This is a genomic window from Vibrio pelagius, from assembly GCF_024347575.1.
Taxonomy (GTDB): domain Bacteria; phylum Pseudomonadota; class Gammaproteobacteria; order Enterobacterales; family Vibrionaceae; genus Vibrio; species Vibrio pelagius.
The window spans coordinates 1,060,761-1,081,848 of sequence record NZ_AP025503.1 but is presented as its reverse complement, the minus strand read 5'-3'; the positions used below and the strand labels follow the sequence as shown (position 1 = coordinate 1,081,848).

At 44.7% G+C, this 21,088-nt stretch carries 19 protein-coding genes; 12 read left to right on the top strand and 7 right to left on the bottom strand.

Features of this window, described 5'->3' with window-relative positions:
- Positions 1-73: 73 nt before the first annotated feature.
- The gene (locus vsple_RS04920) at positions 74-598 is read right to left on the bottom strand and encodes a lipocalin family protein (protein WP_032549531.1); all 525 of its coding nucleotides are present in this window, start codon (positions 596-598) and stop codon (positions 74-76) included.
- A gap of 498 nt (positions 599-1,096) precedes the next feature.
- On the opposite strand from vsple_RS04920, the gene vsple_RS04915 reads away from it, so the two are divergent.
- A complete protein-coding gene (locus vsple_RS04915) occupies positions 1,097-2,779 on the top strand; it encodes an amidohydrolase (RefSeq protein WP_261882830.1) in 1,683 nt (560 codons plus the stop codon).
- Positions 2,780-3,204: 425 nt separating this feature from the next.
- On the opposite strand, the gene vsple_RS04910 is transcribed toward vsple_RS04915, so the two are convergent.
- Both vsple_RS04910 and vsple_RS04905 read right to left on the bottom strand, forming a co-directional pair.
- Positions 3,205-3,630 carry a septal ring lytic transglycosylase RlpA family protein gene (locus vsple_RS04910; RefSeq protein ID WP_261882829.1) on the bottom strand — a complete coding sequence of 142 codons (426 nt, stop codon included), beginning with the start codon at positions 3,628-3,630 and terminating at the stop codon, positions 3,205-3,207.
- Between the two features lie 244 nt (positions 3,631-3,874).
- Positions 3,875-4,474: a LysE family translocator gene (locus tag vsple_RS04905; protein WP_255231062.1), complete on the bottom strand. Its 600-nt coding sequence runs from the start codon at positions 4,472-4,474 to the stop codon at positions 3,875-3,877.
- Between the two features lie 120 nt (positions 4,475-4,594).
- On the opposite strand from vsple_RS04905, the gene vsple_RS04900 reads away from it, so the two are divergent.
- The gene (locus vsple_RS04900) at positions 4,595-5,080 is read left to right on the top strand and encodes an Lrp/AsnC family transcriptional regulator (protein WP_004739989.1); all 486 of its coding nucleotides are present in this window, start codon (positions 4,595-4,597) and stop codon (positions 5,078-5,080) included.
- A 106-nt stretch (positions 5,081-5,186) separates the two neighbouring features.
- Here vsple_RS04900 and vsple_RS04895 read toward each other — a convergent pair whose 3' ends face one another.
- Positions 5,187-6,557 (bottom strand): L-serine ammonia-lyase, encoded by a 1,371-nt coding sequence (locus vsple_RS04895; protein ID WP_261882828.1) that lies wholly within the window; start codon positions 6,555-6,557, stop codon positions 5,187-5,189.
- 26 nt (positions 6,558-6,583) lie between these two features.
- The gene (locus tag vsple_RS04890) at positions 6,584-8,125 is read right to left on the bottom strand and encodes a sodium:solute symporter family transporter (protein ID WP_261882827.1); all 1,542 of its coding nucleotides are present in this window, start codon (positions 8,123-8,125) and stop codon (positions 6,584-6,586) included.
- A gap of 348 nt (positions 8,126-8,473) precedes the next feature.
- On the opposite strand from vsple_RS04890, the gene vsple_RS04885 reads away from it, so the two are divergent.
- The 7 genes from vsple_RS04885 (at position 8,474) to vsple_RS04855 (ending at position 16,403) form a co-directional block, all read left to right on the top strand.
- On the top strand, positions 8,474-9,769 hold the full coding sequence (locus vsple_RS04885; RefSeq protein ID WP_261882826.1) for an MFS transporter: 1,296 nt from the start codon (positions 8,474-8,476) through the stop codon (positions 9,767-9,769).
- Between the two features lie 127 nt (positions 9,770-9,896).
- On the top strand, positions 9,897-10,913 hold the full coding sequence (locus vsple_RS04880) for a nuclear transport factor 2 family protein (protein ID WP_261882825.1): 1,017 nt from the start codon (positions 9,897-9,899) through the stop codon (positions 10,911-10,913).
- 196 nt (positions 10,914-11,109) lie between these two features.
- Complete coding sequence (locus tag vsple_RS04875) at positions 11,110-12,204, top strand: porin (protein WP_261882824.1); 1,095 nt, start codon at positions 11,110-11,112, stop codon at positions 12,202-12,204.
- A 216-nt stretch (positions 12,205-12,420) separates the two neighbouring features.
- Positions 12,421-13,446 (top strand): LacI family DNA-binding transcriptional regulator, encoded by a 1,026-nt coding sequence (locus tag vsple_RS04870; RefSeq protein WP_261882823.1) that lies wholly within the window; start codon positions 12,421-12,423, stop codon positions 13,444-13,446.
- A gap of 112 nt (positions 13,447-13,558) precedes the next feature.
- A complete protein-coding gene (locus tag vsple_RS04865) occupies positions 13,559-14,461 on the top strand; it encodes a DMT family transporter (RefSeq protein ID WP_261882822.1) in 903 nt (300 codons plus the stop codon).
- A gap of 255 nt (positions 14,462-14,716) precedes the next feature.
- Positions 14,717-15,685 carry an acetylxylan esterase gene (locus tag vsple_RS04860; RefSeq protein ID WP_261882821.1) on the top strand — a complete coding sequence of 323 codons (969 nt, stop codon included), beginning with the start codon at positions 14,717-14,719 and terminating at the stop codon, positions 15,683-15,685.
- Positions 15,675-16,403 (top strand): esterase family protein, encoded by a 729-nt coding sequence (locus tag vsple_RS04855; protein ID WP_261882820.1) that lies wholly within the window; start codon positions 15,675-15,677, stop codon positions 16,401-16,403. The genes vsple_RS04860 and vsple_RS04855 overlap by 11 nt, the downstream gene beginning before the upstream one ends.
- Positions 16,404-16,441: 38 nt before the next feature.
- On the opposite strand, the gene vsple_RS04850 is transcribed toward vsple_RS04855, so the two are convergent.
- Positions 16,442-16,999, bottom strand: coding sequence for a YceB family lipoprotein (locus vsple_RS04850; RefSeq protein ID WP_261882819.1), 558 nt, complete (start codon positions 16,997-16,999; stop codon positions 16,442-16,444).
- Positions 17,000-17,201: 202 nt separating this feature from the next.
- Between vsple_RS04850 and vsple_RS04845 the strand changes: the two genes are divergently transcribed.
- Entirely contained in the window at positions 17,202-17,603 is a 402-nt protein-coding gene (locus tag vsple_RS04845; RefSeq protein ID WP_255231076.1) for a thiol-disulfide oxidoreductase DCC family protein, read from the top strand.
- Positions 17,604-17,624: 21 nt separating this feature from the next.
- Here vsple_RS04845 and vsple_RS04840 read toward each other — a convergent pair whose 3' ends face one another.
- On the bottom strand, positions 17,625-18,710 hold the full coding sequence (locus vsple_RS04840) for an alpha/beta hydrolase (protein ID WP_261882818.1): 1,086 nt from the start codon (positions 18,708-18,710) through the stop codon (positions 17,625-17,627).
- A gap of 219 nt (positions 18,711-18,929) precedes the next feature.
- Here vsple_RS04840 and vsple_RS04835 point away from each other — a divergent pair, with 219 nt between their 5' ends.
- Together vsple_RS04835 and vsple_RS04830 are read left to right on the top strand one after the other, a co-directional pair.
- Complete coding sequence (locus vsple_RS04835; RefSeq protein ID WP_261882817.1) at positions 18,930-19,634, top strand: response regulator; 705 nt, start codon at positions 18,930-18,932, stop codon at positions 19,632-19,634.
- Positions 19,635-19,665: 31 nt separating this feature from the next.
- A complete protein-coding gene (locus tag vsple_RS04830) occupies positions 19,666-21,012 on the top strand; it encodes a sensor histidine kinase (protein ID WP_261882816.1) in 1,347 nt (448 codons plus the stop codon).
- Positions 21,013-21,088 lie beyond the last annotated feature (76 nt).

Sequence of the window (21,088 nt, the reverse complement as noted above, 5' to 3'; positions counted from 1 at the left end):
ATGCTAATCAGCCCCCTGCATACTGCTTTCAGGGACACCTTTGTAACCTTTAGATGGAGTGCCCCTGCGCTCTTTAGTTAATCGCGTCATGGGTGACGTAAATCAGTTCATCGGTATTAAAACCACGCTCTTTCGACATCTGCTTAAACTTCTCTAATACCTCGGGAGCGACTTGTGGCGTTCTAGACAGCAACCATAAGTAATCCGTGTCAGGACCAGAGACAAACGCATATTGGTAACCCTGTTTATCTAACTCAAACACCACATAAGAGCCGTAAAACGGACCAAAAAACGATACTTTCAGATAACCTTGGTCACTCCCTTCCACGAAATACGCTTTGCCTTCCGCTTCTTTCCACTCGCCCTTCTCTATTGAGTAGCCACGATTAATCACTTTCACGCCACCATCGTCACGCAATGAGTATTGAGCGCTGATATTGCTCAGTCCTCTTTCAAACGAATGATCCAAACGGGCAACCTCGTACCATGTACCTAGATAACTATCTAATTGGAATTCATTCACCGGTTTCACCGACTGAGGCATACCCAGACAGCCTCCCAAAAACACCACCGACATCAGCAACAAAAATCTTTTCATTCTTAATCCTTTTTAAATGCATCAACGACAAGCAACTAGGGTGTGTTGACCTTTCGTGGTTGAATTTTGTTCGGATGGGGACGCCTAGTCAAAAGCGTTTTAATCGCGGCGAGGGAGAAGTAGCCTAGTCATTCTAAGCAAATCTCCCTCAACAAAGAGTAAAACGCTTTTTGCGGGGGCGCCCAGCTCGAACCCTTCGGGCAGCGTTTGCTGGTCATTTCTACTGCGTTATCGGCTTCTCATGTAGGCTAGCTACACATCAAAGCCTCTGCCTTGTATAAATACCCAGCAACTCGCTGCAAAAACCAGCTCGAAAGATCAACACACCCTAATACGTTAATAATAGAAAAAGGTTCAGCGTTCACCCATTTAATCAGTGAGTTAACTAACAATTATCTCATTGAAGTCACACATTTTATTTTATAAAACGTAGAATCTCGCTCATCCCATTCAGGGTGTTTCTATAATTAGAAAAATGGATTAAATAAGCGAATCATTATGAGCCTATCTTCATCGGTTATTACTCGTTTCGGCCTACTGCTTTCCGTTCTGTTGGTTTCCATCCCGAGCAAAGCCAGTGATCTACAAGTGTTCTCCAATGCCATCATTTATGGACATTACGAATCAGACACCTTAGTTACTGAAGGTGGCGTCATCACCTTTATAGGTAATCGAGACAAGGCTCTGTCTTTTGCAGGCCCTAACGCTCCTGAAATCGACCTGGAACAAGCTTTTGTTATGCCGGGCTTCATTGATAACCATAATCATGTATTTGAAGCTGCATCTGAGATGGGTGGCGTGTGTGAACTCGACTCAGAAGCAACGCTAGAAGAGCAGATACCTTATCTTGAAGTATGCGCCGATGACGACTCTAAAGGTTGGCTTATGGGCTACGGCTTCTCACTCAATGCGATCATGAACCACCCATCTGATTACACTCCACTCGAGATAATCGACTCTATCTTTCCCGATCGCCCGGTCGTGATCATGGAGCAAACTTCGCACTCTATGTGGGTCAACTCTAAAGCGTTAAAAATCGCTGGTATCAGCGAGCAGTCACCCAATCCTCAAGGTGGTTATTACCTCAAAAATGAACAGACAGGAAAGCTCAATGGCATCTTGCTCGACAATACCGGAGACCAAGTCATGGAAATCGCTTGGAACAGCCAGAACGCACTGTTTGAACAAAGCTATGAAGGCTTGATGGCAGGATTGGAAGAAGCCGCAGCGCACGGTATTACCACGATTGGTGATGGGCGCATGTATTGGAAACGCGGTTGGTATGAGGTTTGGCAAGAAGCTGAAGAGAACAAGGATTTAACGGCACGAGTTTCCCTTCGCCCTTGGGTTTATCCTGAAATGGCGATGCCTTCTCAGCTTGAGGTATTCGAGAAGATGTATTCCAGCGATAAGTCTCGATTGCTTTTGGTCGACCAAGTCAAAATGTACAGTGATGGCATCGTAATTAATGGTACAGCGAAAACACTCGCCCCTTATCTGAACACCTATCTAACCGATTCTCCTTATGGCATTAACTACATTCCACCAGAGCAGATGAAAGATTGGCTTGTGGCGCTAAATAAGATCGGTTTTAGTGCTCATATCCATGCCATTGGTGATGGTGCGGTGCGCGAGTCCCTCGATGCCGTAGAACATGTGCGAAAACTGGGCTCAGACAAACCATACACCCTGACTCATGTTGAGCTGATCGACCAACAAGACATTCCGCGTTTTCGCCAATTGGGCGTCTCCGCCGATTTTCAGGTCGGCTCAGATTACATTGCACAACATAACCATGAGTGGGCGATTGCATTCTTAGGAGCAAAAAGAGCGAAGGCTATGATGAACCTCAATGCCATTCTCAGAACCGAAGCTAACATTACTCTAAGCAGCGATTGGAATGTGCACGACATTAATCCTCTCGTCGGGATTTCAAACAGTTTGATCATGGGTAAAACAGGGCTCACTGATATCTATACAGCCATCGATGCCTATACGCTTTATCCAGCCAAAAGCCTCGGTATTGATGACATCACTGGCACAATTGAAGTGGGTAAATCAGCAGACTTTGCCATTCTCGATAAAGATATCACGACGCTGACAGCAAGACAGATAGCCAAAACCAAAGTCCTGATGACGGTTCTTCGTGGAGATGTGGTTTATACCAATCGTAGTAAATAACTGATCATCCTAGCTTGTTAAAACGCTTGATAACTGCGTTAGAATTTTTGATTGTAGAATAACTACTTACCAAAAAATTCTGCCTTGTTCTTAAGCCTTTTCCCTGCGCTATTTTTGACCACTTATTTACTGTGATTGGTATTACGAATCTGAATAAGTTTTTGGAATCACACATACCAAAAGAGCCAGCATCGACGCTGGCTCTTTCTACTCTAAGTCATCTGTTATGAAGCTTGTGATGGTTCGGCTTGTTTCTGGTTGCTGTCATCCAGTACGAAGTAAATCTTTGAAACCACAATTTCTGAAATCAAGATGACAAGCACCACCAAATCCACAAGTAAGTAGCTTATTCAACTCGAGTAGCATGCCAAACCATAGCGTGATGAGCTTTCCTCTCCAATCATAAATCAAGAAGTAACTACAAATTAGTGCTTATATCTAAAGATCTTACTGTCATCGACAATTTCAATTTTGACAGGAACAGTGCCCTTCTTTACGTTGCCAATTTGTGCAAATGACTTGTAAGAGAGGTCGATAACTCGGCCTTTAACGGAAGGGCCTCTGTCGTTAATTTTAACGTCGACCGATTTGTTAGTGCTGGTATTTGTCACCCTAACGATTGTTCCAAATGGCAGAGTTTTATGAGCTGCAGTGTAAGCATTCTTATCATAAATTTCACCACTGGCAGTGAGCTTTCCATGGAATTTATTGCCGTACCAAGAAGCTTGGCCAACCAACGTATGTGATTGGGCATATTCCTTTGTTTTCGAGCTGCCAGCCGCTGACGTAGAGGTGCATCCGACAAGGATAATGAGAGTAAGAGCGGTCAAGAGAGCACGTAAATTTTTCATACTTTGGGTACTGTTTCGGTGTTGTTAATTTGATTGTTAATTATAGTGACTTCCCAGCCCAAGCCACCACTTGTTAGAGTTTGACATATTTTCACAAACGACAGCGAATTCCGTCATCATTTCGAAAGAATTTATCTGTGGAAGGATAAATTTAACAAGGTATTAAAAACTGACAATCTACAAGCACAAAAAAAGGATTGGTATCTCAACCAATCCTCCAAAACTCGCTATTACTTAGGCTAACTTAAGCAGGCTGATACAACATAAATGCCACTACCATCGCTAAGCTTCCCCCTAAACAACGGTTAACCATCACCATCTGTTTTGGTGATTGCAATAGACGCTGCAGCATGGTGCCACAATACGCCCAAACCAACATACACAACACACCGGTCACCACCATGATGGTGGTAATCGTCACTACTTGAATCAGGTAATCTGCCTGAGTAGTGATGAACTGAGAAAATACGGTCAGCGAAGCAATCCACCCTTTCGGGTTTAGAACTTGAATCAAAACACCAGACATAAATCCTGAGCGATTCACAGAATCCTCTTGCTCAATCTCCATGTTGGCAATCGACCACGCCATAAACAGTAAATAAGCCGCCCCAAGGTATTTCATTACCGTGTAGATCTCTGGGTAAAGGGTAAACAAGCTCACCAAGCCAGCACTGGAACCCGCAAGTATGATGATGATGCCAAAAGCGTTACCAGAGACAAAAGGCAATGTTGCCGCAAATCCATATCGGCTTGATATCCCAAGCAATGCGATGTTTCCTGCTCCCGGTGTAATTCCAATCGATATTGAAAACAACAAGAACGCCAGCATTAGTTGAGCGCTCATTCTTTCTCTCCTAGTAAATAAAACGTTATTGGGAGAAGAGTTTACCGATTTGATTAGGAATTAAATTGCTATATGCGCTAGTATAAAATCAAATTTGAGCAGAATTTTTCTAAAAAAACCATGAAAGTGAAAGAATCCACCAATGAAGTACTAGATGATACAGATATTGCCATTCTTGGACATATCCAAAAAGATGGGCGCATGAGTAACAGCAAGCTTGCCGAAAAGGTCAACCTAAGTGAGACACCTTGTTGGCGTCGTTGGAAGCGCATGGAAGAGACAGGCTATATCGATGGCTATACTGCGCAACTGAACCGCAAAAAGCTGGGGCTGCATGTGGCAGGTTTCACCTTAGTGACACTTGGCAACCATGAGGTCGAAAACACCGAGCCTTTTGAAGAGTTTGTTGCAGTAACAGACTGGATAACCATGTGTCACTGTATTGCAGGCGGTGCCGATTACATGATTCAAGTGTTGGCAAGAGATCTGGAAGAGTATTTTGAGCGAATCAGCTCAATTCGACGAGTGAAAGGCGTCAGCGCAATCCAATCTAACATTTCAGTCAAAGAGCTTAAAAACAGCTACCAACTGCCACTGCAAGATTAGTGGATTTAAAAATAAGAAAGCCCAATCAGCGATAATGCGACTGGGCTTTTTGTTGTCGTTCTTATAAGAGTATCGGTCTCACAAAGGCTTGAGACTGGGTTGGCCTCTATTCACAAGGGTGTGCGAGATGAATTAGCGCTAAACCGCCCAATGAGGTTTCACGGTACTTCTTATTCATGTCTTTACCCGTTTGGTACATGGTCGCGATAACCTTATCAAGCGAGATCAGAGATTTACTATTTCGCTTCAGTGCCATGCGAGATGCGTTAATCGCCTTCATTGCACCCATCGCATTTCGCTCAATACACGGCACTTGTACCAAGCCACCAATTGGGTCACAGGTCATGCCCAGCGAATGCTCCATTGCGATTTCTGCAGCAATGCAAATCTGCTCGTTACTGCCACCGCGCAACGCCGTTAAACCCGCTGCAGCCATAGAAGACGATACACCGACTTCACCTTGGCACCCAACTTCGGCACCTGAAATGGAAGCATTGGTTTTGTACAAAATGCCAATCGCGCCCGATACCGCTAAGAAATCTTTTAATTGCTTGGTATCCAACTCTTTAATGAAGCGATGGTAATACATCAACACAGCCGGAATCACGCCAGCAGCACCATTGGTTGGAGATGTGACTACCTGACCACCAGCTGCGTTTTCTTCACTCACGGCAAAGGCAAACAAGTTAATCCAGTCCATGATTTCCATTGGGTCGCTCTCAACCGCAGCATTCACTTCCAACTTCTTCAGTAAGTTTGGCGCTCGGCGAGTGACGTTCAAACCGCCATCAAGAATACCTTCGGTTTCAAAACCGCGCTCCATACAACGCGACATCACGCGCCAAATCTGGTCTGCCTTTTCTGCAATCGCATCAGCATCTTGGAAAGCGGACTCATTTTTCAGAATCATGCCACCTAGACTCATACCATTTTTTTCTGCCTGCTCCAGCATCTCTTCAGCATTACTAAACGGGTACGTCACTTCAACAGACTTAGTTTGAGTGCCGTTCTGTAGTTCATCAGCGGTTGCAATGAAGCCACCGCCAATCGAGTAATAGGTCTCCTCAACAATGGTATTTCCATCTTGGTCAAAGGCGGTGATCATCATACCGTTCTCATGAAGTGGTAAGTTGTCTTCATGGAATAGCATGTCAGTTTTGTAGTTGAAACCGATAGTGTGGCTTCCACTTAGCTGCATCTCACCACTATCCATTGCTCGACGCATCGCTTCATTAGCACTGGTGATTTTGATGGTGTCTGGTTTGTTGCCGAGCAATCCCAAAATAGTTGCTCTGTCGGTGTGATGCCCGATTCCAGTAAGTGACAGCGAACCATAAAGATCGACCTGAACACGAACCACCTCTGTGATTTTATCGGCAACTAACTGAGTGAAATGAAAGCCCGCAATCATTGGGCCGTTGGTGTGTGAACTCGAAGGTCCTACACCAATTTTGTAGATATCAAAGATCGATAACATAGAACTACCAGTAAAAATTCGGTCAATTAAGAAAGAACGGCATAAAGCCAGTCAGGAATAACGGTACAAGCAGCGACGGTGACTACGGCAAATACCAACAAGCCGTAATGACTTGTCGTCGGCTTAGCAAACAAGTGTTTTTGCTTAGCAATAAATTCATTTTGTTGTTGAGTGACTTCACCAAAGAAACGACTCACGGCAACGCCAAGAATGAGAAAAACGACGGTGCCAATCAGTGCAAACCAAGGCCAAGAAACACCGCTGTACTTAGCCACAAAAACGACAACTACACTGCCTATGCTGCCGGCAATTACACCTTGCTCATTCGCTTTGTTGAAAAACAACCCAAGAATGAAAGACCCAAGACGAATACCAACAAAAATTGAAGTCAGGCTAGCAATGGTTTTTAGTACAGATTCATTTGAAACAGCGAGCAAAGCAGGCACCACCACCGACGCAGCGGCAACAAGACTCATCTTTCTGGCCACCGATTCATAGTGTGCGTCGGAAGCTGATTTACGGAAAAATCGCTTATAAAAGTCGAACGTTGCGACGGTTGCCATCGAGTTATAAGTCGAGTCCAGAGTCGACATAGCCGCTGCCGATAACGCAGCAATCACCAAACCGACAATGATTGGGTTGGTATGATTAAACACAAAGTCGAGAATCACTTCATTGCTGTTTTCAAAACTATTATCTTGATAGAAGACGCTTAGCAGTACGCCCATCACCGCAAAGAATAGGTAGATGAAAAACGCACCGTAACCACATAGCAGCATGGATTTCTGTGCTGTTTTCACATCTTTTGTCGCCAGCGTTCTTTGAATAATCAGTTGGTTAGTGCCGTAAACGCTAAGATGCAAAAAACTCACTGCGACCAAACCCGCCCATAAAGTGGTATCAACGCCCAAGTCGAAATCTAGGTTAATGATGTTAAGTTGTTCTGGTGACGGCATCTCGCCAGCTTCAATTTTCATTAGAAGCAAACCAAAAATCGCAACGCTACCGATAATCAGTACCGCAGACTGCAGCATGTCGGTCCATATTACGGTTGAGATACCACCTGCATAGGTATAGAGCGCGGTGAACAAACTGATGTAAATAATCGCTTCGGAAATACCAATCGGTAGTACTTGCACCACAATCAAAGCAACGGCATACAAGATCACACCCGCCGAAATACACTGCACGACAATAAACACAATCGAGTTGATAGTACGGGCAACAACGCCAAAGCGGTGCTCTAGGTATTCATAGATCGAAGTCAGACCTAGCTTGTAAAACACGGGAACAAAGAAAACGACAGCGAAAAAGATGACGACCGGATAGTTTAAGTGAACACTCATCGCTTCCATACCTGAGCTATAAACCCAGCCCGGCATACCCACGAACGTCATTGCACTGATGTAGGTTGCTAGGATCGACACACCTGCCGTAAACCAACCAAATTGTTTCCCACCAGTTGAAAAATCGCCACCAACGCTATAGCGCTTATTCACTAAGTAGCTGATAAATAGTGTGGTTAGCACATAGAGAGCAATCACCATAAAACTTGAGTACGTAACCATTTTGAGATTCCGTTTATTGTATTTCGCAAATCATTCGCAGCCAATATTACTTAAAATTGGCTAACTTCCCTCAAAAACCCCCTGTAAGTGTGAGTGTTGTCACTAAGATAGATGAATAATCACTCAAAATATGCATAAAGTGCCAAAAACGCGATCTAATGGGATCAAGATCACCAAAACAGATAAAATGGGTACGCACTCATTTTAAAATTGACTTTGATCACGGATCGAGTAACCACAAAAACTCTATTATCTCTCCCGAAACGAAGACAGCGTAGTAAACACCAATAACTACTACACTGGAATCAAAACTCATAACACCCTATATAAAATAAAGGTTTATCGGTCATGACTACGAAAAAACACATGAGCGAAGTTCCTATGATTCAAAGGGTAGCTGCTTATCTTGCAATTCTAGTGGGCTACTTTTTCTATTGTTATAACTTTGTAATTATTGACTACGTACGCCCATACATCGTTGATGCGTATGATGGCATTAACTTAGCGGATACCGCTCAATTCTATACATGGCAGTCAGTTGGTGCGCTTATTGGTGCCCTAAGCTGTGCATGGGTGGCATCAAACTTTGGTAAGAAATCGACTCTTATTGTCATCACAGCACTGAACGGCGGCGCAACCATCATCAACATGATGTTTACTGACTACGCAATGTGGGCAGCCATGCGTTTTATCATCGGTATTTCTTTAGGTGGTTACTTCACAGTAGCAGTAAGCCTAATGATCGGCCTATTCACGCCAACGGTTCGCGGTAAATTAACGGCATTCGCTTCTTCTATGTTCTCGGTAGCTCTAATGGCGATGGGTGCTTACGCAGCGTTTATCTCTAGCATTGACGCGCCGTGGCAGAGCCTAATGTGGGTAGGTGGTATTCCTCCTCTAGCCGCTGCGGTAGTGATGATCTTTATCCTTCCGAGCGACAAAAAAGTGATCGCTTACGGTGAAGAAGATCAAGCAGAAGCTGAAGCATCAAATGCACCTGCGAAGAAAGGTTCTTGGGGCGAAATGCTTAGCGCACCATACCGTAAGCTAACCATCACTTGTCTATTGCTAGCGGGTCTTAACTTCTACGGCTATCAGTTCTTCTCTGGCTTCGTGACAACGTACCTAAAAGAAGTTCGTCAATTCGACGGCGCGACCATCGGCATCATCTTCTCTATCTCGGCATTCGGTTCTCTATTCGGTGCTTGGGTATGGGGTGCAATCGCGGATAAATACGGTCGTAAGGTTAACGCATTCGGTTTCATCCTTGCAGGTGTTATGGCTTCAGTATTCTTCGTAGCTCCAAGCGACGTGATGATCGGCAGCCTAAACATGCTGGCTATCCTAGGTCTTATCTACAACTTCGGCCTATCAGCTTCAGCAGTATGGGGTGGTTACTTCTCAGAACTTTTCCCAGCTCACCTACGTAGCTTCGGCGCAGCTCTATTCCACGGTGGTCGTATCATCGGTATGTGGGCACCAATGGTGTTGGTATTCATCCAAGAGCGCAGCGACCTTGCAACAGCAATGTGGGGCTCACCGATTGTATGGATTGTGGCAGGTCTACTGTGGCTATCTCTACCAGAAACATTGAAAGGCGGCATCTTCGACAAGAGCAAAAAAGCGGAAGCGGCAAAAGCTTGATCCCCTTCAGCTGAAAGTCTCTCAAGACAAGAAATAAACATTGATCCGGCTGAGCAGTCAGCCGGTAACAAAATCCAAATCGAGTCCTGTTCCGAATGTTGACTCGACAACATAAAGAGAATGAATTATGTCTAAATATCAAGAAGCTAAACGCATTGTTCGCGAATATTTTGATGCGATGGAAAATGCAACTCACGAGAACGTTGCTGAAGTACTAAAAGCACACACTTCTGAAGATTACTTGTGGCGCGGTGTTTACCCATTCCGTGAGCAAGAAGGCGCTCAAGCAGCAGCTGACGTATTCTGGGCTCCAATGATGAAATCAATGACTCGCATGCAACGCCGTCAAGACATCTTCATCGGCGGTAACAACGAAATCAACCCAGATGAAATTTGGGTAATGAGCATGGGTCACTTCATGGGTCTATTCGACGCTGAATACCTAGGCATGCGCCCTACCGGAAAAATCATGAACGTTCGCTACGCGGAATTTAACTGTGTTGTTGACGGAAAAATCACTAAGACAGGTCTATTCCTAGACCTACTAGGTATGATGGACCAAGCGGGTTGCTACCCACTACCACCATCAACAGGCAAACACTTCGTATACCCTGGCCCACGCAACCACGACGGTCTACTGTTTGAAGATGCAGCGCCAGAAGAAGGTGTTGCTACGCTTGCTCTAGTGAACAAGATGGTTGATGACCTATCTGCCCTTAACGACAGCGGCGCAATGGGTTGTCCACCAGAGGTTCTTGAGAAGAGCTGGTCTAAAGATATGATCTGGTACGGCCCTTGTGGTATCGGTGCATCTTACACCATTCCACGTTACCAGAAGCAACACCAACTTCCTTTCCGTAATAACCTGAAAGACAAGAAGTTTAATGGTCACGTTTGTCGCTTCGCTGAAGGCAGCTTCTCTTGCTTCTTCGGTTGGCCAAACCTATCTAACACACCAATCGGTGGCTTCCTAGGTATGACTGGTGGCGAAGTTCGCGCAGACATGCAAGTGGTTGATGTTTACTACCGTGACGGCGACAAGCTATCTGAGAACTGGGTACTGATCGACCTTCCTTACTGGTTGAAACAGCAAGGTCTAGACGTGTTCGAACGCACTTCTACTATCATGAACCCAACGCTGTAACTCTGCCCTATTGTCTACTTAGTCCATACCTACACTAGGTCGACATGACTGCCGAGGGCTCCTTCTCGCCCTCGGCAACTTGCTCCACTCAAAATAACCAACCTGTGCCTCACGGATGAGTGCACCCTCTGAACCACTACATTTAACGGGCTTGAAAGCACGGTGGCTTTCTGCGGCCTGAATAAAGAGAATTACAATGAAAAAGTCGATTCTTTCTGCAGTGATCCTGACAGCACTGACTTCAGGTTCAGCTTTTGCTGCACACACTTTTACCAATGACGCGGGCGATAGCCTAACACTAGATGGTCGTTTTGACGTTCGTTACCATGATAAGGGCGGCGATCATAATGGCGAATGGAACAGCGGTAGCTCTCGCTTTGGCCTAAAAGGTCAAATGGGCTTAGACAACGGTTGGACTGGCTTTGGCCATGCCGAATGGGGTTACAACTCTGGTGCTAACGGCGACAATATTTATGACCGACTTCTATACGCTGGCGTAGAGCACGATAAGTACGGCAAGATTGCAGCAGGTACTAAGCAGTGGTCTACCTTCTACGATGTGGCTTGGTTTACCGATATGGGGCGTGTATTTGGTTCACGTGGTTCTGGCTACTACAACATGTCTGACTGGGGCATCGCTTCGGGTACAGGCCGAGCGGAAAACTCAATCACCTACCGCAACAACATCAATGACAACTGGAAGTACGGCTTCACTTACCAAACCACTCGCGAAGATGTGTCTGTTTCTAAAAGATACAACCAAACTGACTCAGATACTGTGACGTTGAAAAATGGTATCGGCGCGTCAACGCTATACACAATTATGGATGGCCTAACTATCGGTTTAGCCTACCATCAGAATGAGTTTGACGATGTTGATGCGGGTGTTCAGAACATCAAAAATGGCGATACTCAACGCATCGGTTTATTAGGTGTGAACTACACCAACAACGGATTGTTTATTGGCTTCACTTACAGCCAAGGCTCAAACTGGGAAACCACCAGCCAGTCAGAGTTCTACGATCACCGTGGTGCTGAATTCTTTACTTACTACCACTTTGAGAATGGCCTTCGCCCAACCCTTAACGTTAACTACTTAACGGATACAGATAACAATGCCAATGGTTACGAGCGTCAGTTGATTATCCCTGGTCTTGAATACCACTTTAAGAAAAACAAATTCTTAGTATGGACCGAGTACCAATTCGATAATGGTAACGATTCATACAACGGTGCGAAATACGAAAATAGCGATGACCAATTCGCTGCAGGTATTCGATACTACTTCTAATCTTTGGATTCTCAATCAAACGATATAACGATGATCTAAAAAAGCTCTGCCACGTTAATCACTAACTAAGCAGAGCTTTTTGGGTTATACCCAGCCTACAACCCAACCTCACCATCTAAGCCTTATTTTCATAGGACTTTACCGAATTGATTTTTTGAATACGTACCTACTTATGGTACTCTATATGACATCAATTCTGCTTATAATGCATGGTCTATGAACTCTCCAAAACACTCATCTTTACCGAAAGCAACCGTAACCTCAAAAGATGTTGCTAAGCTTGCTGGCGTTTCTCAATCTACTGTTTCTCGTGTATTTGTACCGGGCAGTTCGGTATCAGAAAAGACCAAGCAAAAAGTATTTGAAGCGGCGAAAGCTCTTAACTATCGCCCAAACGCTTTTGCGCGGAGCCTGACTACCAACGAGTCTAAATTGATTGGATTGGTTTTCCCAGATGCCGATTACCCTATCCACATGAAAACCCTACAACTCATTTCCACAGAGCTGCAAAAACAGGGATACTCAGCCGTACTTATTCCGTGGCAGGTTGATGCAAACGACAACCACTCGATCCCTAATATCTTCCAATATCGAGTTGATGGTGTCATTGCTGCATCTGCAACCTTTAATAAATCGCTCTATGAAGAGTGTGAAGAGTTCGATATCCCTATTGTTCAGTATGCTCGCGTAGTTGAAGGCACGAAGAGCAGCCATGTAGTCAGCGATAACTATGCTGCCGGGCAGCTTGCAGCACAGCAGTTTCACAGCAGCGGCGTCACGTCTGCAGTTTACCTAACTGGTAACGTCCCAACGTATACCAATGACGAACGCGAGGCCGGTTTTTGTTCTGAGTTCGAAGACTTAACCGGTAAGCCAGCGCGCGTGATTGAAGCGGATTATGACTATCTTGATGCGCTAGAAACGATCAGATCTCTGTTTTCAGAATCTTCTAAACCAGAAGCAATCTTTTGTGCGACGGATAACCTCGCAATGGCGGTGATGGATGTGGCTCGTTTGGAGTTCAATCTCAGAATCCCTGAAGACCTACAGGTGATTGGCTTTGATGATATCCCGCAAACACAGTGGCTTAACTATCAACTCTCGACATTCAAGCAGGATTTCAAACGCCTAGCTCGTGAGTCCGTGAAAATCGTGGTAAACCAAATCCAAGAGCAAGACACAAGCCTAGTTAAACTGATGGTTCCGGTTAAGTTCATTGAGAGAAAAACGACGCTCAAGTAACGCTAAGACTATGTAAACGTAAAGTGGAATAATTTTCAATTCGCTTACGTTCGATGTTCGCAATTGATGTATGATTCACATTCAGTTCTAACTCAACTCACAAAGAAACCCTATGTCTTCACTCTCTTTCTCGTTCATCCCCGTTGGGGTTCGCTTTATGTTGCTATCCGCATTAGGGTTTGCGCTGATGTCAGCATCCGTAAAGTACGTGAGCAACTATGGCATTCCTGTCTTTGAAATTGTCGCTGCTAGGGCCTTGGTGTCTCTTATCATCAGCTATGTTGATGTGAAGCGTAAGGGAATCTCGGTTTGGGGGAACAACAAACCGTTATTATTTGTACGGGGTGCCGTCGGTACTGCAGCGTTGATGTGTGTTTACTATGCAGTAACGACACTACCTCTGGCTGAAGCGACCATCCTTCAATACGTACATCCTGTGTTTACGGCTCTACTTGGTGTTCTCTTTCTCAAAGAGCGAGTTCAAACCTCAACCATGATCTGCATTGCCTTCTGCCTAGCTGGTCTATTTGTGATGGTTCAACCAAATATGAACAGCGATATCACCAATGAACTGCCTCTATTCAGCATCTTGGTGGCATTGATCGGTGCATTTGGTAGCTCGATTGCTTATGTGATTGTACGAAAGCTCAGCCAAACCGAGGACAGCTCAGTGATTATCCTTTACTTCCCAATGGTTGCGCTACCAGTCTCGATAGCCCTGATTTGGAATGACTTTGTTTGGCCAAGCTTGTTCATCACCATCATGTTGGTATTGGTCGGAGTGTTCACCCAGATCGGACAATATGGCTTAACCAAAGCGATGCAAACTCAAGCTGCCGGTAAAGCTTCGGCTTATTCCTACGTACAGATTGTTTTTTCGGCGCTGCTTGGCGTTTGGCTATTCAACGAAATACCATCTGTTTGGACTTACCTAGGTGGTGGCTTGATTGTGACAGGCGCGCTTATCAACGTATTTGGAAAACAGTTGCTCAAACCGTTTAAAAAGATTGCATAGGCAATTCAGTCTTATCCCCTCAATGTACAAAGTCGTCCCTGTGGCGGCTTTTTGTTTATCATTTCTTATATTTCAACTGGATACAGTGCTGTCTGTCGGTCTATAAATAAAGAAGCATCGTCGTTTCATCTAGATCTCATTGACGGATATTTAAACAAGTTTGTGGGTTAGCTCAAACACGGTGTTCGCAATAAGCATGTAACATGAGATCAATAAGGTTTTTCTTTCCACGCTCAAACCAGTAGCGAGACGCCAGTGACTTTTAAACACAATTACGACTTCGATCCGACCTACGGATATGACCTAGACCAGCTCTTGCACGTTGAAGCGAGCGTTACACCAGCTGACTTCGCCTATTTTTGGCAACAGAAGTATGAGCGAGCACTGCAGGTGACGCCCTATGTCAGCTTGCAAGATACTGGACGTATTGTAAATCACTGGCGCGTGTTCGATTGCTATTACAACTCGACCGACGGCGTGCGAATCGGTGGTTGGCTATTACTGCCTGAGAAAGAAGAAATTCAATGCGCAGTCGTTTGGGCTCACGGCTACGGCGGACTTGATGAACCAGATACAACTTGGAAGCTAAAACATACAGCGATATTAGTCCCATGTGTGCGTGGTATCAGTCGCAGCCACCATCATCCCATCTCAGACGACCCGTACTGGCATGTACTGCATAACGTACAAGACAGAGAGCACTACATCTTAGGTGGGTGCGTTCAAGACTTGTGGTGTGGGATTTCCGCGGTGCTCACTCTATACCCCAACCTCAAATACAAAATTGGCATGATTGGTAATAGCTTAGGGGGCGGTCTTGCGATCTTTGCTACAGCCTTTGATAGGCGCATCAAGCGCTGTCACTTTCATGTGCCTACTTTTGGTAATGTATCGCTACGCTTAGCTATGCCGACCATTGGCAGTACACAAGCCCTTATCGATTTTGGTAATCAAGCCCTGCTTGCTCGTAACCTCCCCTATTTTGATACTTCATGCGCCGCCAAGTTTATCTCTCAACCTTCTCACTGGGGTTTAGCACTGTTCGACCCTTATGTCGCACCTCCTGGGCAATTCAGCGCCTACAACGCCTGCAAAGGTCAAAAAGAGCTGTTTGTATTAGAAGCAGGACACTTTATTTACCGAGGCGAAGGCAAACAGCGTCGTGAGCTACGTAAAAGTGTTGAGTTGTTCTTTAAAACCTTGGGGGACTGTGATGAGACGTGAGTATCACAAATGGTGGAGCCCCAACCTCAATCGCAACATGGAACTACTGATATTCGGTCATGCGGGTGCAAAAGTTCTGGTCTTCCCCACTCGTACAGGCCGTTTCTTCGAATATGAGAACCTTGGGTTAGTCGATTCAATTGCCGACAAGATCGATGCGGGGCAGTTACAACTCTACTGCGTGGATAGTGTCGATACCGAAAGTATGTACTGTTTCTGGGCGCACCCTTTTGGCCGAATGCACCGCCATTGTCAGTATGAAGAGTATATTCTCAGAGAAGTGCTGCCATTGATGGCGAGTAAGAACAGCCATCCTTGTACGATTTCGCACGGCTGTTCACTGGGTGCTTACCATGCCGCGACTCTATTTTTTAGACATCCTCACTTATTTCAGAAATTGGTCGCGTTTTCTGGTCGCTACGACCTCACTTGGAGTACTGAGTCATTTAAAGACCTGTTCGATGGCTTGTACAATGACGAAATTTATTACCACACCCCGACTCACTTTCTACCTGGTTTACCTCCCTCTGACCAACTCACCCAAATCAAAAATAGCGACATTGTGTTTGCGATAGGTAAGGAAGATCCATTTCTGCAAAACAACCACCAGCTCAGTCAGATTCTGAACCAAAAAGGGATTCAGCACCGAATGTATGAATGGGAAGGCCGAGCGCACAGAGGGCGTTATTGGCGTCAAATGCTCCCGTTATACCTTTGAATAGAGAGTTGCAAAATCAACTTTTCTCTAAGTTATGGTTAATCGAACAGCTTAATAACGAGTGCATTGTTCTTGATAACCAAGTTCGGATCGGCCGATTTTAATAGTGCCTCCTGAACCTTTGTCGCACTTAGCTTATAAACTGGCTGTTGAGACAGCGCCAACCCAATCATAGACACTGCAGGTCGCAGTAGATTAGCGATATTCTCAGGTAGCTGCTTACCTTTTTCATCAATGCTCTCTAAGCGCAACGATTTCAAATACACTTCACCATTCTCTTTGTCGTACTCTGGAATCGCGCTAAATTCAATATCGAGATCCAGTCCGATATTAGGCATATTGAATACTTGCACTTGAGCATTCGTGTTTGCAAACACAGACACGCGATCCGCATCTGCACGTCCAATCTTAACTTGTAAGTCTTCGACTGCGACTTGAGCGTACATCATGCTCTCCACACCAACGGATTGATTGATATTGATGGAATCTTGCAAATACCGGGTCATATCTTTCTCTGAGATACTGTAACTAGCGCAGCCTGCTAGAATCGAAAAAGCGGCGGCAAGAAGGGAAAATTGTGAGACTCTTTTTATCATGAGTATCCACTCTAGATGATGACTGGGGACGTGAGTTTACCTAGAAGATGCAAAACAGCAATGTTAGGCTCACTTTGAACAAGTATAGTTTTTCATAGAACGGCGTCTAATCTAACTGAAAAACAACCGATTATTATGATCAAACGAGAGTCACTTTGCGTATGTCTATAACAGAAAAAACAATGCAACCAATGGAAAAGCAATGCCTCAACTGACGATATTTTATGATGGAACCTGCCCTCTGTGCTCAAAGGAGATGAATGCCCTCACCAAGCAAGACATCAACAACAGCATAAAGACAGTCGACATTTACAGCGATGAATTTGCTCAATACCCAAACATTGACGCTAACGCGGCCAACACGGTCTTGCATGCATTGAATGACAAAGGGGAATTAATACTCGGGTTAGACGTAACCCATAAGGCTTGGGACTTGGTAGGTAAAGGATGGTTATATGCACCACTACGCTGGCCACTCATTAAACCTTTGGCCGACTGGTGCTACTTACGCTTCGCTAACAACCGCTACAAAATATCGTATTGGCTAACAGGCGTTGCGCGTTGTGATAACAAAAGCTGTAAAATTAACAGTGACGCCAAATGACGTCACTGCCGTCAAGTACCACTACTCAATATGAGTGATAAATTGATACTTATCTGAATCCGCTTTGGTTATCCAATGCTCTCCATTAAATGGAGCAGAATCTAAGGTAAACAGATAGAAGTCGACACCTTTATCACCCATTACCGTATTGAAATAAGTGGCTTGTTTACGGTGACTTTCATCCGTATAAGGGAAATCCTTCGCAGTTTTACCCTCACTCCCCCAACTGTGAACACCGATTTGCTCAAGCGTTTCAAAGTTATCAATCTTCTTCGCGCGCTGAAGCGTACGCGTTTGACCTGCTGCGAATAGATCGGTGCCGCCAGAAAAAACCGAACCGTTAGGTGTGACTACCGTGTGCATCTTAGTTTTATTGATCAACAAGCCCGTGTACATGTTGATATCATCATCGCCACTGCCACCGATATGATTATCAAACTTCATCGTCATATCTTCTCCAACATACTTTTCCACAAGACCTTTTAGTTGTAGAAACGTCGTCACACCTAATGTCGATCGATTTCGAGGGTCATCTACCGGTTTAATTTCTCGATAGATATCATCAAACGCAAATGAAGTGACAATATTCACCTTACCGTCGACTTCTGAGGCCGTTAAGATGGTAGATCCCATGCTACCTAACGCTTCAAACGCCTCATTATAGTACTCAACCATTACTGATTGGCGTGAACCCTCAACTTCCGACTGTATCAGCGTTTTATCTTCACCTACCGAACGCTTATTGGCGCGACAATCAAACGTTTTTAACCGTGTTTTTGGAGAATAAATATAACAACCCGGTCTGTCGTTGTAGATAGCAACGTCAAGGGTCTGACCGTGATCGTCTGCCAATCTTGCTATAAGTAAAACGTTACCGAAACCCTCTGCAAACTGAACTTTATGGTATGATTTTCCATCATAAGTTAAGCTCATGCCTTCAAAGTAATCCTCTCTATCTTCGATGATTTCGTCCAACGCACTTTCAGTAAACTTGTAATCCGCCGCAGGCTTAGCGACTTTAGCTTTATGAGTACCGTTCGAAGTCGAATTACATCCAGCTAAAGCAATCAGAGGCAGGGCTAATAATAGATTTCGATATTGCTTCATAATTTTCTCCAATGTTGGTTTGAAGAAAATTCTAAGGAATCTTTTTGTCATTAGCTGTCTGAGTGATGTATGGAAATGTCGTACCACATCACTACAATACATTTCCATGCTTTATAATACAGCACGCTAATGGGATGGAACGATAGACTTTGCACCCATGATTTACACTGTGACTAGCGTTCTTAATCTTAACCTTTTATACAATACGGCCATAAACTTATGACACAACATTCCATGCTCATCGTAGAAGACGACTTGAAGCTTCAACAGCTATTAAAGAGTTACTTTGTTACCCAAGGTTTTGATGTGACGACATTAGATGATGGCAGTGAAGCGATTGACCACATGCTAGAGCACCAACCCGATATTGTTCTACTCGACCTGATGCTGCCTGTCATGGATGGCCTTACAATCTGCCGACAGACACATGCACACTTCAAAGGTAAGATTCTAATGCTGACCGCAAGTGATGATGATTTTGATCATGTCGCGGGGCTAGAGACCGGAGCCGACGACTATGTTATCAAACCGACGAAACCTCGAGTTTTATTGGCGAGAGTTCGGAGTCTTCTGCGTCGCCAAAGCGAGAGCCAAACAATTGAGCACGATGAAGATGTGCTGCAGTTTGGTCAGCTGATGTTAAACAACAAATATAAACGCTGCGAACTTGAGCAAACTGCGATTCCTCTGACGGATAGTGAATTCGACTTACTGTGGATACTGGCTAACAAACCGGACACTGCCCTTTCAAGAGATCTGCTCACACAAGAACTCAGAGGGATTGAGTATGACGGATTTGACCGCACCGTAGATAACAAAGTAGTTCGCCTTAGAAAGCTGCTTGGTGACCACGGCTCCCCAGCAGACAAAATACAGACGCTAAGAGGCAAAGGTTACCTATTTGTTTCCACCGCTTGGGGTTAGTTCACACAGCCACTTTAATAGCGAGAGAGTCATGAAACGCATCTATCTGGAATCCATTTTAGGCCTATTCGCCTGCTTTATGGCGGGTTTGGTTGCTTACGAGTTTTCAGTCTACCAATGGACCACAGATTACGAGTTTGTTCTAGAAGATTATGAAGCAAGCGCCCACCAACAATTAGTTGAGAATATCGCTTTAAATCAAGGCGTGACCGAAGCGGAAAAAGCCATTGAGCAGTTTGCAAAGACGACTCGTCATACGCTTAGCCGTTATTCAATCGATGACCCGGCTCCCGTTGCCATCAGTGACTTTTTTAAACGCCACCCAGAAAAATCTATCTTGTTTGATGATGAGCGCGATCTTTGGTTTCACTTCGCGGGTTCAGATGCGCTATATCGTTATGCTCCCGATGAAAAGACGCTAGTCCGTCAAAAGATTGAGTTGGAAGATGACCTACTGTGGCTATTTTTTATTGCCAGCTTTGTTGTCTACACACTGGGTCACTTATTTATCATTTTCTGTCGTGTCAAAAAACTTGAAAAGGCGACATTGAGCTTTGCTTCTGGTGACTTTTCGACTCGAGTTACTACCTCCAGTGGTAGTGCCATCGGTACATTAAACCAATCGTTCAATGTTATGGCTGACCATATAGAACACCTGATTAGTACCAATCGTTCACTCACCAACGCCATCGCCCATGAACTGCGCACACCCGTTTTTAGAATCCAATGGCAGGCCGAACTGCTTAAAGACACGACGCTGAGTGACGAACAACTTACGACCATTGAGAGCATTGTCGAAGACACTGAAGAGATGGAAAGCATGGTAGACGAACTTCTTTACTTTTCTAGGCTCGACAGTCAAAGAGTAGAGCCAGAGTGCGAAGAATTAGTTTTAAGTGACTATCTCAAAGTCACCTTACCGCGCTGGCATCGAGAAACATCGCTCAATCTTGTGCTTCTGTCTGTCGACACAACACTGACTCAAGAGAAGATTAACGCTGATGAAAACCTACTCAAAAGAGCATTAGACAACGTGATTCGTAATGCCTTTAAGTTTGCCGATGCGCAAGTATTCATTGAGCTATCAGAGGAAGAAAATGCATCCGGCGATCGGAATTACCTTGCGATTCACATTCATGATGATGGCCCTGGTGTCGATGACAAGCATATAGCGCACCTGTTTGACCCTTTCTATGTCGGCAATGAAGCACGGAACAAGGGCAAGAGTGGGCACGGTTTAGGGCTATCTATTGTTCAGAAAGTGTGTGAGCAGCACGATGGTTACATCACTGTTCGTCGCAGTAAACTCTTGGGCGGTGCACAATTTACACTGCACTTTCCTAAATGTAATTCTGAACCTGACAAACCTATACAGTAACAAAATAAGAACTTTGGAATAATTGACTCCATCAACCGTTATCCAGCACCGCTGAGCGTTGGTTAACCGAAACATG

What these genes read in the sequence shown, in the direction of transcription:
- vsple_RS04920 (WP_032549531.1), bottom strand. Translation starts at nt 598, where the DNA reads ATGAAAAGATTTTTGTTGCTGATGTCGGTGGTGTTTTTGGGAGGCTGT.
- vsple_RS04915 (WP_261882830.1), top strand. Translation starts at nt 1,097, where the DNA reads ATGAGCCTATCTTCATCGGTTATTACTCGTTTCGGCCTACTGCTTTCC.
- vsple_RS04910 (WP_261882829.1), bottom strand. Translation starts at nt 3,630, where the DNA reads ATGAAAAATTTACGTGCTCTCTTGACCGCTCTTACTCTCATTATCCTT.
- vsple_RS04905 (WP_255231062.1), bottom strand. Translation starts at nt 4,474, where the DNA reads ATGAGCGCTCAACTAATGCTGGCGTTCTTGTTGTTTTCAATATCGATT.
- vsple_RS04900 (WP_004739989.1), top strand. Translation starts at nt 4,595, where the DNA reads ATGAAAGTGAAAGAATCCACCAATGAAGTACTAGATGATACAGATATT.
- vsple_RS04895 (WP_261882828.1), bottom strand. Translation starts at nt 6,557, where the DNA reads ATGTTATCGATCTTTGATATCTACAAAATTGGTGTAGGACCTTCGAGT.
- vsple_RS04890 (WP_261882827.1), bottom strand. Translation starts at nt 8,125, where the DNA reads ATGGTTACGTACTCAAGTTTTATGGTGATTGCTCTCTATGTGCTAACC.
- vsple_RS04885 (WP_261882826.1), top strand. Translation starts at nt 8,474, where the DNA reads ATGACTACGAAAAAACACATGAGCGAAGTTCCTATGATTCAAAGGGTA.
- vsple_RS04880 (WP_261882825.1), top strand. Translation starts at nt 9,897, where the DNA reads ATGTCTAAATATCAAGAAGCTAAACGCATTGTTCGCGAATATTTTGAT.
- vsple_RS04875 (WP_261882824.1), top strand. Translation starts at nt 11,110, where the DNA reads ATGAAAAAGTCGATTCTTTCTGCAGTGATCCTGACAGCACTGACTTCA.
- vsple_RS04870 (WP_261882823.1), top strand. Translation starts at nt 12,421, where the DNA reads ATGAACTCTCCAAAACACTCATCTTTACCGAAAGCAACCGTAACCTCA.
- vsple_RS04865 (WP_261882822.1), top strand. Translation starts at nt 13,559, where the DNA reads ATGTCTTCACTCTCTTTCTCGTTCATCCCCGTTGGGGTTCGCTTTATG.
- vsple_RS04855 (WP_261882820.1), top strand. Translation starts at nt 15,675, where the DNA reads ATGAGACGTGAGTATCACAAATGGTGGAGCCCCAACCTCAATCGCAAC.
- vsple_RS04850 (WP_261882819.1), bottom strand. Translation starts at nt 16,999, where the DNA reads ATGATAAAAAGAGTCTCACAATTTTCCCTTCTTGCCGCCGCTTTTTCG.
- vsple_RS04845 (WP_255231076.1), top strand. Translation starts at nt 17,202, where the DNA reads ATGCCTCAACTGACGATATTTTATGATGGAACCTGCCCTCTGTGCTCA.
- vsple_RS04840 (WP_261882818.1), bottom strand. Translation starts at nt 18,710, where the DNA reads ATGAAGCAATATCGAAATCTATTATTAGCCCTGCCTCTGATTGCTTTA.
- vsple_RS04835 (WP_261882817.1), top strand. Translation starts at nt 18,930, where the DNA reads ATGACACAACATTCCATGCTCATCGTAGAAGACGACTTGAAGCTTCAA.
- vsple_RS04830 (WP_261882816.1), top strand. Translation starts at nt 19,666, where the DNA reads ATGAAACGCATCTATCTGGAATCCATTTTAGGCCTATTCGCCTGCTTT.